General features: G+C 70.9%; 15 protein-coding genes. 9 read left to right on the forward strand and 6 right to left on the reverse strand.

Annotated features, from left to right (window positions below):
- Positions 1-87: 87 nt before the first annotated feature.
- Positions 88-1,458, reverse strand: a complete 1,371-nt coding sequence (locus FHS23_RS22170; protein ID WP_221219970.1) for an SRPBCC domain-containing protein — start codon at positions 1,456-1,458, stop codon at positions 88-90.
- On the reverse strand, positions 1,455-1,787 hold the full coding sequence (locus FHS23_RS22180) for a metalloregulator ArsR/SmtB family transcription factor (protein ID WP_183659278.1): 333 nt from the start codon (positions 1,785-1,787) through the stop codon (positions 1,455-1,457). Before FHS23_RS22180 ends, FHS23_RS22170 begins: the two co-directional genes overlap by 4 nt.
- Before the next feature lie 81 nt (positions 1,788-1,868).
- Between FHS23_RS22180 and FHS23_RS22185 the strand changes: the two genes are divergently transcribed.
- The 5 genes from FHS23_RS22185 (at position 1,869) to FHS23_RS22205 (ending at position 5,454) form a co-directional block, all read left to right on the forward strand.
- Positions 1,869-2,462, forward strand: coding sequence for a MerR family transcriptional regulator (locus FHS23_RS22185; protein WP_183659280.1), 594 nt, complete (start codon positions 1,869-1,871; stop codon positions 2,460-2,462).
- Between the two features lie 70 nt (positions 2,463-2,532).
- Positions 2,533-3,183 carry an RES family NAD+ phosphorylase gene (locus tag FHS23_RS22190; protein ID WP_183659282.1) on the forward strand — a complete coding sequence of 217 codons (651 nt, stop codon included), beginning with the start codon at positions 2,533-2,535 and terminating at the stop codon, positions 3,181-3,183.
- Positions 3,184-3,287: 104 nt separating this feature from the next.
- Positions 3,288-3,890, forward strand: coding sequence for a TetR/AcrR family transcriptional regulator (locus tag FHS23_RS22195; protein ID WP_183659284.1), 603 nt, complete (start codon positions 3,288-3,290; stop codon positions 3,888-3,890).
- Positions 3,887-4,630 (forward strand): mycothiol-dependent nitroreductase Rv2466c family protein, encoded by a 744-nt coding sequence (locus tag FHS23_RS22200; protein WP_183659286.1) that lies wholly within the window; start codon positions 3,887-3,889, stop codon positions 4,628-4,630. The genes FHS23_RS22195 and FHS23_RS22200 overlap by 4 nt, the downstream gene beginning before the upstream one ends.
- Positions 4,627-5,454 (forward strand): maleylpyruvate isomerase family mycothiol-dependent enzyme, encoded by an 828-nt coding sequence (locus tag FHS23_RS22205; protein WP_183659288.1) that lies wholly within the window; start codon positions 4,627-4,629, stop codon positions 5,452-5,454. The genes FHS23_RS22200 and FHS23_RS22205 overlap by 4 nt, the downstream gene beginning before the upstream one ends.
- 45 nt (positions 5,455-5,499) lie before the next feature.
- Here the strand turns inward: FHS23_RS22205 and FHS23_RS22210 are convergent, their stop codons facing one another.
- Positions 5,500-7,464, reverse strand: a complete 1,965-nt coding sequence (locus FHS23_RS22210) for an alpha/beta fold hydrolase (protein ID WP_183659290.1) — start codon at positions 7,462-7,464, stop codon at positions 5,500-5,502.
- A 68-nt stretch (positions 7,465-7,532) separates the two neighbouring features.
- Positions 7,533-8,564 carry a TerC family protein gene (locus FHS23_RS22215; RefSeq protein WP_183659292.1) on the reverse strand — a complete coding sequence of 344 codons (1,032 nt, stop codon included), beginning with the start codon at positions 8,562-8,564 and terminating at the stop codon, positions 7,533-7,535.
- A gap of 319 nt (positions 8,565-8,883) precedes the next feature.
- Here FHS23_RS22215 and FHS23_RS22220 point away from each other — a divergent pair, with 319 nt between their 5' ends.
- From FHS23_RS22220 to FHS23_RS22230, 3 genes are all read left to right on the forward strand, one after another.
- Positions 8,884-11,886: an alpha/beta fold hydrolase gene (locus FHS23_RS22220; protein ID WP_183659294.1), complete on the forward strand. Its 3,003-nt coding sequence runs from the start codon at positions 8,884-8,886 to the stop codon at positions 11,884-11,886.
- On the forward strand, positions 11,886-12,872 hold the full coding sequence (locus FHS23_RS22225; RefSeq protein ID WP_183659296.1) for an ABC transporter permease: 987 nt from the start codon (positions 11,886-11,888) through the stop codon (positions 12,870-12,872). The genes FHS23_RS22220 and FHS23_RS22225 overlap by 1 nt, the downstream gene beginning before the upstream one ends.
- A gap of 179 nt (positions 12,873-13,051) precedes the next feature.
- Positions 13,052-13,432 carry a VOC family protein gene (locus FHS23_RS22230; protein WP_183659298.1) on the forward strand — a complete coding sequence of 127 codons (381 nt, stop codon included), beginning with the start codon at positions 13,052-13,054 and terminating at the stop codon, positions 13,430-13,432.
- A gap of 27 nt (positions 13,433-13,459) precedes the next feature.
- Here FHS23_RS22230 and uvrB read toward each other — a convergent pair whose 3' ends face one another.
- On the reverse strand, positions 13,460-15,619 hold the full coding sequence (uvrB, locus tag FHS23_RS22235) for an excinuclease ABC subunit UvrB (protein WP_183659300.1): 2,160 nt from the start codon (positions 15,617-15,619) through the stop codon (positions 13,460-13,462).
- A gap of 54 nt (positions 15,620-15,673) precedes the next feature.
- Entirely contained in the window at positions 15,674-15,835 is a 162-nt protein-coding gene (locus FHS23_RS22240) for a hypothetical protein (protein WP_183659395.1), read from the reverse strand.
- Here FHS23_RS22240 and FHS23_RS22245 point away from each other — a divergent pair.
- A complete protein-coding gene (locus tag FHS23_RS22245; RefSeq protein WP_183659302.1) occupies positions 15,825-16,346 on the forward strand; it encodes a ribonuclease FAU-1 family protein in 522 nt (173 codons plus the stop codon). The genes FHS23_RS22240 and FHS23_RS22245 overlap by 11 nt on opposite strands.
- The last annotated feature ends 20 nt before the right edge of the window (positions 16,347-16,366 follow it).

The raw sequence follows: 16,366 nt of genomic DNA on the forward strand, positions 1-16,366 counted from the left end.
GTCCGAACCGGACGGTGGGCCTGCGGACCGACCCGCAGGCCCACCGCGTGCCCTGCGCTCGGCGCGGGACCGGAGGACCCGATGGGTCTACTCCCCCGCCGTGGCCTGCTGTCCGTCCCGTTCGGCGTACCGACGGCGCAGTTGTTCGGTCCGCTCCTCCGGCCACGGACAGCGCACGTCGCCGTGCAGAGCGGCGAACAGCAGTTCCAGGTGTGTGTGCCACGCGGCGAGCGCGCGCGCCACATCCGCCGACCCCGGCAACGTCTGGGTCACGAGCAGTCTCGTGCCGATCGGCTCCTGATCGCGCAGCTCGAACCGCACCGCACCGCCCGCCGCGGCGTACTCGACGTACCGGCCGGGGTCGACCCGGGTCACCGGGCCCGGTCCCACGTGTCCGTGCGTGAACCGCACCGGAGTCGCCTCTCCCGTGATCGGCGGGTCCCCCTCGGTCAGTGCGGACCACACGACGTCGGGAGCCTGCACGAGGTCGCGTTCGAACCGCACCTCGACCCCGTCGCCGTCGAAGGTGGCCGTGCCGTCGGCGAGCCCGTACTCCTCGACGTAGGTCTCGGCGCGGGCGAGGAACCACTGGCCGTCGCGCTGCGGCGGCTCAATTCCGTCGAGCAACGCGGCGAGGGCGTCGAGGCACTGTTCCCAGCCGGGCCCCTGCCGCGCCACTGACGGCAGGTGGCCGGAGGTGTCGGTGCCGCTGAGTGTGTGGCTGAACCGCAGCAGGCAGCCGCCGTCGTCGCCGGCCGCGAGTTCGAACCGCAGCACCGAGCGCGCCCAGCGGAAGGAGTAGACCGTCGGCGGATCGCATTCGAGAACCCGGCCTTCGGCGAAGTCGCCGGACATGCCCGTCACGAACCGCATCGGTGCGCCCGTCTCGGGGACGGCGTCGACGCCCACCGGAAACCATCGCGCCAGTTCGGCGGGGTCGGTGAGGGCGCGCCAGACCCGCTGCGGCGAGTGGGCGAGCCTGCGTTCGAAGCGCAGCACCGGCGCACCGTCGACGTCGTCGAGCACGCCGAGGTCGAGGCACGCCACGGTGGTTCCCAGCACGTCGAGGCAGCCCTGCCAGCCGGTGAAGGTCTGCTCGGCCCACGGATTGTCGGCGAAGGTGTGCTCGAAGGTCAGCACACAGCCGGCGCCGTCCGGTTCCAACGTGAGCCGCAGCCGGTGCCGGCCGGTCTCCCGGTCGAACTCGGTGAAGGCGAGTCGCCGGTGCGGTTCCAGCTCGGTGATCTCGGCGTAGAGGTCGGTGGGGTCGCCGTCCGGTTCGCGGTAGCGGATGATGCCGCCGACCCGAAGGTCGAGTTCCTCGATCGGGAACGGGTACCACGCGCTGAGGTGCTCGGGCTCGGTCAGCGCCCGCCACACCTTGGCGGGCGGGTGCGCGTATCGGCGTTCGAACCGCAACTGCCAACCGTCGCCGGTGCGCCGTTGGGTGTCGGTCACGTGTGCTCCTCGGTCTCGGGGTCGTCCGGCATCCGGTCGAGGTGGCGTTCGAGCGCGTCGAGACTGTCGGCCCACAGCCTGCGGTACGGCGCGAGCCACGCGTCGACCTCGACCAGGGGCTCCGGCCGCAGCCGGTACCAGCGGCGCTGAGCGTCCTGCCGCACGGCGACCAGTCCCGCCTCGCGCAGGACACGCAGGTGTTTCGATACGGCGGGCTGGGTCAGGTCGAGCCGGGTCGCCAGGTCGCCGACCAGGCGTTCGCTTCCGCGCAGCAGGTCCAAAATCTCCCGTCGCCGCGGTTCCGCCAGCACCTCGAAGGTAGTTGCCACACCAGGAATATAACCACTAGGGCATATCAAGTCCAGCCGGCAAATCCGCACGAATGCGCACGTCCGTGTTAAAATGGGTGCATGACCGGTACGACGACAGCCCTCGAGACCGTGCTCGCCCGCACCGGACTCAAGGTGGATGCCGGCGAGTTCCTGGCACTGGTCGAGCAGGCCGCCCGGCGCCTCTCCCCCGGCGACCCGGACCCGGCACACTTCTTCTCGGGCGAGCAACGCGACGTCCTCACCGACGTCGGCCTCGACCTGTCGGCCACAAAATCCGGTGAGCCCGACGCGCGTGCGAACGCCGTCGCCACCCAGGCCGTGTTCGCCGACTCCGCGCTGACGGTCACCGAGGCTGCGACACGACTCGGCGTCGACGACAGCCGTGTTCGCCACCGCCTCAAGCAGCACCGGCTCACCGGCTGGAAGGGCCACGGCGGGTGGCGGCTGCCCGCGTGGCAGTTCACCGCCGCCGGCGCCGTTCCCGGCCTCGAGGTCGTACTGCGCGCCGTGCCAGACGACCAGCCCGCACTCGTGGTCGCCGGGTTCATGACGACGCCGCAGCCCGACCTCCCGATCCGCGACACGCCGACGACACCCCGCGACTGGCTACTGGCGGGCGGCGATCCTGCGCGCGTGGCCGAACTGGCCGCTACGCTCGGAACGCCCGCCTGACCCGTCGAGCGGCATCCGGCCCCCACCGCTTCCGTCCCCGACCGCGCACCGAGGAGCACGTCGGCACGTCATGGCACGGTTACCCCTGCCCCCGCCGGGCGAGGTCCTGCGACAGCACCTCCGACCCGGCGAGGACATCGTCGCGGTCCATCCCGCCACCCGGCTCGTGCGCGTCTTCGCCGCACGTGGCAACCACCCGCAACGTTGGGACACGTTCCGTCACACCGGACCGATCGCCCATGCACGGTTCGACCCCCACCCGGCCGGGGACACGCCGTCCCACCGGCCCGAACACGGCGTCCTCTACTTCGGACTGTCGGTACGCACCAGCGTGGCCGAGGTCTTCCAAACGACATCCACAGTGGACCGAAAGACGCGTGGTCCCCACCTCGTGGTGGTCCGGCCCTCCCGCACGTTGCGACTGCTCGACCTGTCCGGGCTGTGGCCCACCCGGGTCGGCGCGTCGCAGGAGATCTCCAGCGGCCCGAAGAAGGTCACGCAGGCGTGGGCCCGCGCGATCCGCGCGGAGCTGCCGGACCTGGACGGGCTGTGGTATCGCTCGTCGATGGACGGCGGCGAACCCGCCGTGTGCCTGTGGAATCCTCCCGCGGGATCGGCACTGCCCGCGTCACCGGACATCCTGCTCGGGCTCGACCACCCGGGTCTCGACGTGCCGTTGGCCCGGGTGTGCCGTGAACTCGGCTACGTCCTGCTCGACTGAGCGGTCCGCGAGCCGTCCGACTCGTTCGGCCCGCCCCGACCCCGAGGTCGCGTCACCACGATCGGCAGTTGACCGATCGGTCAAGAGAGCCTACGGTCTCCGCCATGGGCCGGAGCGGCGACACTCGCGAGCGGATCGTGCGCGCGTCGGCCCGGCTGCTGCTCTCCGGTAGCTACGGGTCGGTGAGCGTGGACGACGTGTGCGCGGCGGCCGACGTGCGCAAGGGCAGCTTCTACCACTTCTTCCCCTCGAAGGCCGAGCTGGCGAAGGCCGTCATCGACCTCCACGCCGACGCGTTGCTCGAGCGACTCGCCGCAGCCTCCGGAGACACCGCGGCGAAGCGCCTGCACGGGGTCGCCGACGCCGTGGGCGGCATCCAGGCCGGATTCGAGGCCACGTACGGCCGCGTGGTCGGCTGCCCGTTCGGCAACCTCGCCGCCGAGTTGTCCACGGTGGACGACACGGTGCGCGACCATCTGGCCTCGGCGTTCGCGCGCTGGGAGCACGGGTTCGCGGCGATCTGCCACCAGGCCGAGCACGAGGGCGTACTGCGTGAGGGCGTCGACCCGGACCGGCTGGCCCACTCCCTGCTCGCCCACACCCAGGGGCGGATCCTGCTGGCGAAGGTCGGCGGCCTCTCGGCCACCGACATCGCCGCCACGCTGCACGACCTCATCGACGTGCACCTGCGAGAAGGAGCCGCATGACAGCGCCGTCAGAGCCGTCCGAACCGTCCGAGCAGCCCCATCCGTCCGAGGTGGACTTCCACTTCGACCCGATGTGCCCGTTCGCCTACCACACCTCCCGCTGGATCCGGGAGGTCCGCACCCGCACCGGACTGACCGTCAACTGGCGCTTCTTCAGCCTGGAAGAGGTGAACCGATTCGAGGGTAAGAAGCACCCGTGGGAGCGACCGTGGTCGTACGGCTGGTCGCTGATGCGGATCGGCGCGCTGCTGCGGCGCCGCGACCCCACGCTGCTCGACGCCTGGTACGCGAGGGTCGGCCGAGAACTCCACCTCGACGGCGGCAAACCGCACGAGCCGGAGACGGCGCGGCGTCTGCTCACCGAGATCGGCAGCGACGCCGCGGTCCTGGACGAGGCGCTCGCGGACCCGTCCACCCACGACGACGTCAAGGCCGACCACCGGCGTGTGCTGGAGGCGGGCGGTTTCGGGGTGCCCACGCTGCTGTTCCCCGACGGGCAGTGCCTGTTCGGGCCGGTGCTGATCGACCCGCCCACCGGGACCGCCGCGGTACGGCTCTGGGAGCTGGTCACCGGGATGCTGGAGTTCCCGCACGTCTACGAGGTGCAGCGCCCCAAGGCCCCGCGCGACGAACGAGCCATCGCCGACGCGCTCGCCCCGTACCTGCGAGGCAGGGATTGGGAGAGCGTCGACAGAGGACAGATCATCGGACTCGGAACCGAACGGGAGACCACCTCGTGAACACGACGACGGGCTTCGACAAGGACGTGATCACTCGGGCGCTCGCGGCGCAGTGGGAGTCGCTCGACGCGCTGCTGGCATCGCTGCCCGCCGCGGCGTGGGACGAGCCGAGCCCGCTGCCCGGCTGGACCGTGCGGGACGTCGTCGCGCACGTGATCGGCACCGAATCCGCCCTGCTGGGCGAAGCGGCCCCGGCGCCGGACATCGACGTGACCGAGCTCGCCCACGTGCGCAACGAGATCGCCGCGGTCAACGAACGCTGGGTGCGCTCCATGCGGGAGTCGGCCCCGGAACGGATGCTCGAACGCTTCCGTGACGTCGTCTCCCGCCGGGGTGACGCGCTGCGCGCGATGACGCAGTCGGACTTCGACGCGCCGTCGTGGACCCCGGTGGGCAAGGGCACCTACGGCCGGTTCATGCGCATCCGGATCTTCGACACCTGGCTGCACGAGCAGGACATCCGCGACGCGACCGGCCTGCCGGGGCACCAGGCGGGCCCATGCGTCGAGCAGTCGTTCGACGAGCTGGTCGAATCGCTCGGCTACGTCATAGGCAAGAAGGCGGGCGCCCCGGACGGTGCGGGCGTGACCCTCGAGTTCACCGGACCGCTGCAGCGCACCGTGCACGTGGCCGTGGCCGGCAGGGCTTCCGTGGTGCCCGAGCTCCCCGGCCCGGCCACCGCCACACTGCGGCTGGACGCCGGACTGTTCGCACGGCTCGCCGGGGGTCGCGTCGACCCCGAGGAGCGGCTGCCGGAGGTGGACCGCTCCGGTGATACGGAACTCGGCGCGCGGATCGTACGCAACCTGGCCTTCACGATCTGAACCGCCGGGCTCGGTCCGCTCGCGCACGCATGCGCCGGCGGGAACTCAGTCCACCGGCAGGTGGCGGGCCCACCAGTCGAGCACGGCCTCGAACCGCTGGACGCGATGCCGCGGCTTTCCGCTGCGGGTCAGCTCGTGCCCTTCACCGGGGAACAGCAGGAACTCGGTCTCCGCACCGGCCTTCTTCAGCGCGACGAACAGCCGCTGCGCCTGTTCCAGTGGGCAGCGCCAGTCCTGTTCGGAGTGCACCACCGCGAAGGGGATGCCGATGTCGGCGGCGTAGGTCAGCGGGCTGCGCTTGCGCTGTTCGTCCGGGTCGGCGCCGACGTAGACGTCGGTGAACGTCCAGCCGATGTCGGAGCTGCCCGCGAACGAGTCCCACGCGTTGACGGCACGCTCGCTCCACGCCGCGCGGAACCGCTCGCCGTGGTGTGCGGCGAGCCAGCCGGTCATGAACCCGCCGTACGAGCCGCCCATCACGCCGACCCGATCGGCGTCGGTGTCGGGCCGTTCGAGCGCGGCGTCGAGCAAGGCCAGCACGTCGTCGGCGTCGACGGTGCCCAACGCGTGCAGCACCGCCCGCCCGTGGGACTCGCCGTAGCCCGCCGAACCCCGCGGGTTGGCCAGCACGACGGCGTAGCCGGCCGCCGCGTACACCTGGGCCTCGTCGAACAGGCTCCACTCGTACGCCGCGAACGGTCCACCGTGGACGACGAGGAGCACCGGATGCGGGCCGTCGCCCTCGGGAGTGACGACCCAGCCGTGCACCGGGTGGCCGTCGGCCGAGGTCGCCGTGATCTCCTCGGCGGGCAGGACACCGCTCTCGCGCAGCCGTTCGGACAGCGACGTCAGTACCGTGAACGCGCCGTCACCATCGGCGAGCAGCACCTCGCCGGCGTCCTCGGGGCCGGCCTGCACCACCGCGATCCGGTCGCCCGCCACGGTGAACGACCGCACGGCCGCCCGCTCACCGGTCAGGATCGGAAGCTGTGACAGGGACGCCGCCGACGCCGCCCGCGGCACGCGCCGCAACTCGGCGGCACCGCGGTGGGCGACGACCACGAGCACGTCGTCACCGTGGACGGCGGGCGGTCCCGCGGCCGCCACGCAGTCGACCGACTCGGCGTCGGTGAGCCTGCGCGGCGACGCGGAACCGTCGAGGGGCGCCGCCCACAGCCCGGTGTTGGTCGCGGCGCGGGCGAACCCTTCGAACGCGGCCGCGTAGAAGAACACCGTCCCGTCGGCGGCCACCGCGGGGTTCTCCGCCCGTCCCCCGGTGCGCACGGCGAGTTGTGGTGTCCCGCCTGTCACGGGCACGGTGTAGAGGTCGGCGTGCATCGTCTCCACGCGGTCCCAGTCCCGCGGGGCGACGACGAGTACCGACCGGCCGTCCGGCGTCCAGGCCGGATCGGCGACGGACGCCGCCTCGTCGGTCAGCGGTTCCGGTTCGAGGTCCTGTTCGTCGGCCAGCGCGTCGATCACGAACAGCCGCTGCGGCCGGTCGCGCAGGAATCCGATGTTGTCGACGCGATAGTCGTACCGGGTGATCCGCCGGGGCGCCTCCTCGGCGGCCTCCGGTGTCACGTCACCGTCGGAGGTGCCGTACCGGCCCGGTTCCGGCACCCGCGCGGTGAAGGCGATCCGGCGCGAGTCCGGGGCCCACACGGGCGCCCCGGCTCCGAGCGGCAGCGCGGTCAGCACCCACGACTCGCCACCGGCTGCCGGCATGACGTGCAGCTGCGCGGGCTCGCCCCCGTCGCTGCGGAGGAACGCCACCCAACGACCGTCCGGGGAGATCGCGGGAGCCGAGTCGTGCCGCCGGTCCGGACCTGCGCCCTCCGGGCCGGGGCCGTGGGTCCATGCCGTCGCCCCGTCCCGGCCGACGCGGTGCAGTCCTCCGACGTAGGCGTTCGCCGCGACGTCGGGACGGGTGACGGACACGAGGAGGAGGTCGTCGGACAGGGCGGGCCTGCCGGGGACCTGCTGCAGTTCGATATCGGTAGGGCGCACGGCCCGCACCCTACCCGACCATTAGCGGGGCTAACGACCCGTTGTGCGCAGTCCCGCGCGCCTGTACCTCACCGCTCGTCGTCGGAGACCGTCCGGTCGGCGGCCTTCTCCTCCGGTGCCGTGGCGTTCAGGCTCAGGCCGGACTGGCCGACCACGCTCGGATCCCGTTTGGCCTTGGCCAGGCTCGCCACGGTCGTCACGGTCAGCACCACGACGATGACGCCGAGGGACACCCAGTTGTTGATCTCCAGCCACGCCGGCGTGACGTGGTACTCGTGCAGCGCGTGGAGCACGAGCTTCACGCCGATGAACGCGAGGATGATCGCCAGCCCCTGCGACAGGTACACGAGCTTGCTGACCAGACCACCCAGCAGGAAGTACAGCTGCCGCAACCCCATCAGCGCGAAGGCGTTGGCCGTGAAGACCAGGAACGCCTCCTGGGTGATCCCGAAGATCGCCGGGATCGAGTCGACCGCGAACAGCAGGTCCGCGCTGCCGATCGCCACGATCACGAGCGCCATCGGGGTCAGGTACCGCTTGCCGTTCTTCCTGACGATCGAGTGGTGGCCCTCGTAGTCATCGGTGACGCGGAAGGCCTTCCTGGTGAGGCGGGTGACCAGGTTCTCGTGGTACTCCTCGTCCTCGTCCTTCTGCCGCACCATGTTGATCGCGGTGAAGATCAGGAACGCACCGAACAGGAAGAAGATCCACACGACCTGCGCGATGGCCCACGCCCCGATGGCGATGAACACGCTGCGCATGGCCAGTGCGATCACGATGCCGATCAGCAGGACCCGGTGCTGGTGGATCGCGGGCACCTTGAACGACGCCATGATCACCATGAAGATGAACAGGTTGTCGACCGACAGCGAGTACTCGGTGATGTAGCCGGTGAAGAACTGCACACCGAGGTCGTGTCCGGCGAGCAACCACACGCCGGCGCCGAACGCCACGGCACAGGCGACGTAGAAGACGACCCAGCGGGCGGCCTCACCGGTGGTGACCTCATGGGGTTTGCGGTCGACGATCACCAGGTCGATCGCCAGCAGCACGATCAGACCGCCGATGGTGGCGGCCCACAGCCAGAACGGCACGGACATGGACGATTTCCTCCGGGTAGCGGGATGGTGCTATCCGGAGGTCTCTTCCGCCCGAGCACCGTCGACTGGACCTGCGGGCCGGCGACGCCGGGTGCGTCGGAACGCAACCGTGCTGACGACGTCGCCGTGAGGGAATACTCCCCTCCGTGGGGAACACAACCGCTCCATCTTTACGTCCCGGTGTGCCCCGGCGCCACACGTGGCAACCGTCCGCTTGGTCACCACCCGCGTAACATCGATCACACAAGATCACTTCGGCGCCGGAAACCGGGCATGCCCGGACGAACCGCCTGCCCCACGTCCCCATAGTGTGGTCACCGTGTCCCGTCTTCTCCGCAGCCGCGGCCGACGCCTGACGGCACTGGTCGCCGTCGTCGCACTCCTCGCCGTCGGCGGCCTCCTGCTGTTCCGTGACGGCGAACGACCACCCACGTACAGCACCCAGGCCGCCACCATCGACGTCGCGGCCTCGCCGGGGTCGGCCGAGCGCGAGCAGCTCGACACGACCGTGTACGTGCCGGAGAACACGCCCGCACCCGCCGTCCTCCTGCCGCACGGGTTCGGAGGTGACAAGAACAGCGTCGCCCGCGACGCCCGGGAACTCGCCGAGCGTGGGTTCGTCGTACTGACTTGGTCCGCACGCGGATTCGGCAACAGCACCGGTTCGATCTCGCTCAACGCGCCGGACCGCGAGGTCGCCGACGCCTCCCGGCTGCTCGACCACCTGGCGGGCATGCCCGAGGTCGTCTCCGACGACGACGGCGACCCCCGCGTCGGTGTCACCGGCGCCTCGTACGGCGGCGCGCTGGCGCTGCTGCTCGCCGGAACGGACCCGCGGGTGGACGCTATCGCGCCGGCGATCACGTACAACGATCTGCGCCAGTCCCTGCTGCCGAACAACGCCACGGGCGACCGACTCGCCGCCGCGACCCCCGCCCCCGCCGCGGACACCGGCTCGGGTGTGCTCAAACGGTCGTGGATCGGCACCCTCTTCTCCGCGGGTTCGGGCGCCCCGTCGACCGCCACGGGCCCGGGGCCCGACGCCGTCGAGCCCGGCGACGACGAGGAGAACGACGACCTCGCCGAACCACCGGGCGGGCAAGCCGGCGACACCGGTACGGCGCCCGGCGCGGGCCGGCCGCAGAGCGGTTCGGGCGGAAACCTGCGTCCCGACGCCGATGCGTGCGGGCGGTTCAGCGCCGATGTCTGCGCCGCCTACGTCGACGTCGCGACCGACGGGGCCGCCGAACCGTCGACGCTCGACCTGCTGCACCGCGTCTCCCCCGCCTCCGTCACCGACGACATCACCGTGCCGACGCTGCTGGTACAGGGCGAACACGACACGCTGTTCGGCCTCGACCAGGCAGACGCCAACGCCCGGCAGATCGCCGAGGCGGGCGGCGAGGTGTCCGTCGCCTGGTACGCGGGGGGCCACGACGGCGGCGGACCGGGTCCGCAGCTGCGCGGCGTCATGGCCGATTTCCTCTGGCACCAGCTCACCGGTGAGGGCCAGGACCCGGCGGCGACGTTCTCGTACGACGTGACCGGCGCGATCCGGGCCAACGGCGCCCCGTCCGTCCGCAACGTCGAAGCAGCCGCCTACCCCGGCGTCAACGGCGACGACGTCCGGCGCCGCGCCGTGCACCTCCTCGGCGAGCAACAGACCGTGGTGCGTCCGCCCGGGGGCACGCCCACCTCGGTCAGCGGTATCCCCGGGCTCAACCGCATCGTGGCGGGCTCGTCGAGGCTGTCGGGCCTGTTCACCGTCGACCCGCCCGGCCAGACCGCCGTGTTCACGTCGCGCCCCATGACCGAGCAGCTCCTCGTGTCCGGTGCATCGACGGTGCGTCTGTCCATCACCCCGGAGCCGATGGCGGATCCCGCGGCGGCTGGCGACGGAGGCAACGGCAGTAACGGCGGTAACGGGGAGAACGCCGATACCGGTGGCACCGACAACGACGGGAGCGGCGCCAACGCTCAGACCGGCGGTTCGGCTCCGTCCGAGGCGGTGCTGTTCGCCAAGCTGTACGACGTCGGCCCCGACGGCACACGCACACTGCCCGGGAACGCCGTCGCACCGATCCGGGTTCCGTTGTCCGCGGACGGCTCCCCAACCGAGGTGACCGTCACCCTGCCCGGGATCGTCCGGCCGATCGAGACCGACCACCGCCTGCAGTTGGTGATCGGCACGACGGACCAGTCGTACGCCACCCCCGACCGACCCGCCGGATTCCGAGTCGCACTGGCCGGCCCGCCCGAGGTGGCGGTGCCGCTGGTCCCCGGGACGACGGCGACGTCCGGGTGGCCGGTGGTCCAGCTCGCGGGCATCGGCGGCGCGCTCGCCCTCGCCGTGCTGGTGGCCGTTGTCGGCCGGATCCGCCGCAGGCGCTCGCACCGGGTCGACCCCGACCTGGCCGACACCCCGATGGTGATCTCCGGCCTGACGAAGTCCTATCCCGGTGGGCTGACCGCCGTCAGCGACCTGTCGTTCCGCGTCGGACCCGGTCAGGTCCTCGGCCTGCTCGGGCCGAACGGTGCGGGAAAGACGACGACACTGCGGATGCTCATGGGCCTGATCACGCCGACCGACGGCGAGATCCGCGTGTTCGGCCACCGCGTGACGCCCGGAGCGCCGGTGCTGTCGCGCATCGGTTCGTTCGTCGAAGGCTCCGGGTTCCTGCCGCACCTCTCGGGCGCGGCGAACCTCGAACTGTTCTGGCAGGCGACCGGCAGACCCGCGGACAAGGCGCACCTCGACGAAGCGCTCGAGATCGCGGGACTCGGCGACGCGGTGCACCGGAAGGTGCGCACCTACAGCCAGGGCATGCGGCAGCGGCTGGCCATCGCGCAGGCGATGCTCGGCCTGCCGGAGCTGCTCGTGCTCGACGAACCCACCAACGGGCTCGACCCGCCCCAGATCCACCAGATGCGCGAGGTACTGCGTCGGTACGCGGCGACCGGCCGCACCGTCGTGGTGTCCAGCCACCTGCTGGCCGAGGTCGAGCAGACGTGCACGGACGTCGTCGTCATGCACCGCGGCAGGCTGATCGCCTCGGGCGGTGTCCACGACATCATCGCCGCGGGCGGGGAGGCGACGTTCCGGGTCGACGCCGCCGACCGCGCCGCGGAGATCCTGCGCGGCCTCGACGGCGTTTCCGACGTGGAGATCACCGACGGCCTCGTACACGCCGACCTCGGCGCACTGCCCCGTAGCGAGGCCGTCGCGGCCCTCGTCCGGGCGGACGTGTCCGTGGAGCAGGCCGGACCGCGCCGCCGGCTCGAGGACGCGTTCCTGCAACTCGTGGGGGAAGGTGAAGGCTGATGAGCGACTCCGAGCGCGACGTCGCATCCGGCGCCGCACCGGAGCACCGGCACGCCGTGGATCAGCACGGCGTGCACACCGACCCGGCCGCGTTGGAGGAACTCGCCGACGCGGCCGGGGCCGAGCACGTCACGGGGCTCGGGCCCGACGGCGCCGTCACCGGCTATCGGGCGAGCCGGACGCTTCGGCTCGGTGTGGAGCTGCGGCGACAGCTGAGCAGGCGGCGTACCCAGCTGCTGCTCGCGTTCGTCGTGCTGCTGCCGTTCATCCTGGTCGCCGCGTTCGAGATCGGTGAGGCCGAGGCAAATCCGCGCTCGGGCGGGTTCATCGACCTGGCCACGGCCAGCGCCCCGAACTTCGTCGTGGTCGCCCTGTTCGTGTCCGGGTCGTTCCTGCTGCCGATGATCGTGGCGCTGTACTTCGGCGACACTGTCGCCAGCGAGTCCTCGTGGTCGAGCCTGAAGTACCTCCTGGCCATTCCCGTGCCGCGGCACCGCCTGCTGCGGCAGAAGGCGATCACGTCCGGGCTGCTGTCGGCGCTGACGATCGTGGTGCTGCCCGTGTCGGCGTTCGTCGCGGGGACGATCTGGTACGGCACGGGCGAGGCGATCAGTCCGACGGGCGATTCGATCCCGTTCTCCGACAGCCTGGTCGCGCTCGCCCTCGCAACCGCCTACCTGCTCGTCCACCTGGCGTGGGTCGCGGGGCTGGCACTGTTGTTGAGCGTGTCGACCGACGCCCCGTTGGGTGCCGTCGGCGGAGCGGTGCTGGCGTCGATCCTCTCGCAGATCCTCAACCAGATCACCGCGCTCGGCGACCTGCGGGACTTCCTGCCGACGCATTTCTCGTTCGCGTGGATGGACCTGATCGCCACCGACGTCGAATGGACGCGCATGGCCTCCGGCGCCCTGTCGGCGACACTGTTCGCCACTGCGTTCGGCCTGCTCGCGGCCCGGCGGTTCGCGACGAAGGACGTCACGAGCTGAGGACGCGGCTGCGTGCGGGCCGGCCGCACGGGTAACCGGGGGCAGGTCCGCACGCGACGCAGCCTCGGGACGGTGACCGCCGTCGACAGGGTGTGACATGCGGGCCGGGATGACCGACAATTCCGACAGCAGGATCGTCACCGCCGCGCGCGGCCCCCATTCCCGGCAAGGAGGCCATCATGCCTCGTCCCGTGTACTTCGAGGTCTACGCGAGCGATCCCGAACGGGCGATCACGTTCTACACGACCGTGTTCGAGTGGCATTTCGAAAGATGGGCGCCGGACGCCTCGTGGGCCATCATCACCGGCAGCGGCGCCGGCATCGACGGCAACCTCGTGCAGCGCGACGGCCCTCCCCCGGAGAACGGCGCGGCCGCGCCCACGTGCTCGCTCACGATGGAGGTCGACGATCTGGACCTGATGGTGCGCGAGGTGCAGCAGGCGGGCGGGTCGCTGGTCGCTCCTGCGCAGACTGTTCCCGAGCTCGGCAGGCTCGCCTACTGCCGGGACCCGGAGGGCACGCTGTTCGGCATGCTCGAACCGGACGCCGGCGCCGGCTGACGCACCGTCCTGCATCGCGCGGGAGGGTCACTGCTGTCCGGCGGCGTCCATTCCGCGCAGCTCCTTCTTGAGCTCGGAGATCTCGTCCCGCAACCGGGCGGCCAGCTCGAACTGCAGGTCGCGCGCGGCCTGCATCATCTGGTCGGTCATCTGCTGGATGAGGTCGGCGAGCTCGGCCCGCGGCATCGAACTCGGCTCGCGGTCGACGAGCACACCGGAGCTACGCACCTTGTCGCCCTGCTCCGGCTTCTTGCCGCGCGAGGCGTTGCGCCCTGAACCGCCGACGTCGACCTCGTCCTCCGAGTCCTCCGCCTCGGTGTAGACCCGGTCGAGGATGTCGGCGATCTTCTTGCGCAGCGGCTGCGGGTCGATGCCCCGCTCGGTGTTGTAGGCGACCTGCTTCTCGCGCCGCCGGTTCGTCTCGTCGATGGCGTACTGCATCGAGTCGGTGATCGTGTCGGCGTACATGTGCACCTGGCCGGACACGTTCCGCGCCGCACGGCCGATCGTCTGCACGAGGGAGGTGCCGCTGCGCAGGAAACCCTCCTTGTCGGCGTCGAGGATCGCCACCAGCGACACCTCGGGCAGGTCGAGGCCCTCACGGAGGAGGTTGATGCCGACGAGCACGTCGAAGTCGCCGGACCGCAGCTGCCTGAGCAGCTCGACGCGGCGCAGCGTGTCCACCTCGGAGTGCAGGTAGCGCACGCGGATGCCGAGCTCGAGCAGGTAGTCGGTGAGGTCCTCGGCCATCTTCTTCGTGAGCGTGGTGACCAGCGTCCGCTCGTCCTTCTCGGCGCGGGTTCGGATCTCGTGCACCAGGTCGTCGATCTGCCCCTCGGTCGGCTTGACGACGACCTCCGGGTCGACCAGCCCTGTCGGGCGGATGACCTGCTCCACGAACTCGCCGCCTGCCTGGCCCATCTCGTACGGGCCGGGTGTGGCGGACAGGTACACGGTCTGACCGATGCGGTCGGCGAACTCCTCCCAGGTCAACGGCCGGTTGTCGAGCGCGCTCGGCAGGCGGAAGCCGTGGTCGACGAGCGTGCGCTTACGGGACATGTCGCCCTCGAACATCGCACCGATCTGCGGCACCGTCTGGTGCGACTCGTCGATGACCAGCAGGAAGTCCTCGGGAAAGTAGTCGATCAGCGTCGCCGGGGCGGACCCTGGCGCGCGGGCGTCGATGTGCCGCGAGTAGTTCTCGATACCGGAGCAGAACCCGACCTGCCGCATCATCTCGACGTCGTAGCTGGTGCGCATGCGCAGCCGCTGGGCCTCGAGCAGCTTGTTCTGCTTCTCGAGTTCGGCCAGACGTTCCTCGAGTTCGGCCTCGATCGCGTGCACGGCCTTCTCCATCCGCTCGGGCCCTGCGACGTAGTGCGTGGCCGGGAAGATCCGCACCTCGTCGACCTCGCTGACGATGTCGCCGGTCAGCGGGTGCAGGTAGTAGAGGCTGTCGATCTCGTCGCCGAAGAACTCGACGCGGATCGCCAGCTCCTCGTAGGCGGGGATGATCTCGACGGTGTCGCCGCGCACGCGGAACGTGCCGCGGGCGAACGCCAGGTCGTTGCGGGCGTACTGGACGTCGACCAGCGCCCGCAGGAACACGTCGCGGTCGACCTCCTCCCCGACCGCCAGTCGCGACGACCGGTCGAGGTACGACTGCGGAGTGCCGAGACCGTAGATGCAGGACACGCTCGCGACCACGATCGTGTCCCGGCGCGAGAGCAGGTTCATCGTCGCCGAGTGGCGCAACCGTTCGACGTCGTCGTTGATCGACGAGTCCTTCTCGATGTAGGTGTCCGTCTGCGGGACGTACGCCTCGGGCTGGTAGTAGTCGTAATAGCTGACGAAGTACTCGACCGCGTTGTTCGGGAACAGTTCCCGCAGCTCGTTGGCCATCTGGGCGGCGAGCGTCTTGTTCGGCTGCAGCACGAGCGTCGGCCGCTGCACCCGCTCGACCAGCCATGCCGTCGTCGCCGACTTGCCCGTACCGGTCGCGCCGAGCAGCACGACGTCCTTCTCGCCCGCCGTCAGCCTGCGGTCGAGTTCCTCGATCGCGGCGGGCTGGTCGCCGGCGGGCTCGTAGTCGCTGACGACCTCGAACCGCCCACCCTTGCGAGGGATGTCGGAGACGGGGCGGAACTCGGAGTGCGCCAGCACGGGGTGTTCGGTCGCGAATGCCACGCCGTCCAGGGTAGGCGGGCCCACCGACAACTTCCGCTCGGCGGCCGCGGCTGCTCACCGCGACGCCGCCACGGTCACCTCAGCGGTCACGCCGGCCCCGACCGTCACGGTCGTCGTCATACGCACCGCCGAGAACGGGAGGCGCGGATGCGGCGCACACGCCCGCGGGGTTTCCGACTCGACGCATTCGCCGCCGCACAGCAAGATGACCGTCATGCATCCGCCGAAGCGGGAGACGTTCGACGTTGCAGCCGGCACCAACACCGACCCGAAGGGCGTCGTCCGCGACGTCGAGGAGTACCGGGTCGAGGACTTCGGCCTGTACATGGCGCGCCCGACGCCGGGACGGCGGCAGTTCCGGTACCTCGAATCGTGGCTGTTGCCGGCGCTCGGACTGCGGATCAGCGACTTCTGGTTCAACCCCGGACACGAACGGGACCAGGACTTCTATCTCGACGTCGTCGGCGTGACCACCGACGGTGCCGACGTCTGGCGCACCACCGACCTGTACCTCGACCTCGTGCTGCGACAGCACCGCGGCGTCGACGTGATCGACACCGGGGAGCTGTTGGAGGCGGTCCAGGACGGGCTGGTGACCTGCGGAGACGCCACCGGAGCGCTGGAAACGGCCTACAGCACCGTCGACGCACTCGCCCGCCACGAGCACGACCTGCGCGCGTGGCTCGCGACGCACGACATCGCACTCACCTGGCGCCGCCACCACTGAGCACGTCCGTGCGCGGTCCG

The sequence above is a fragment of the Prauserella isguenensis genome, assembly GCF_014191605.1.
Classification (GTDB): Bacteria; Actinomycetota; Actinomycetes; order Mycobacteriales; family Pseudonocardiaceae; genus Prauserella; species Prauserella isguenensis.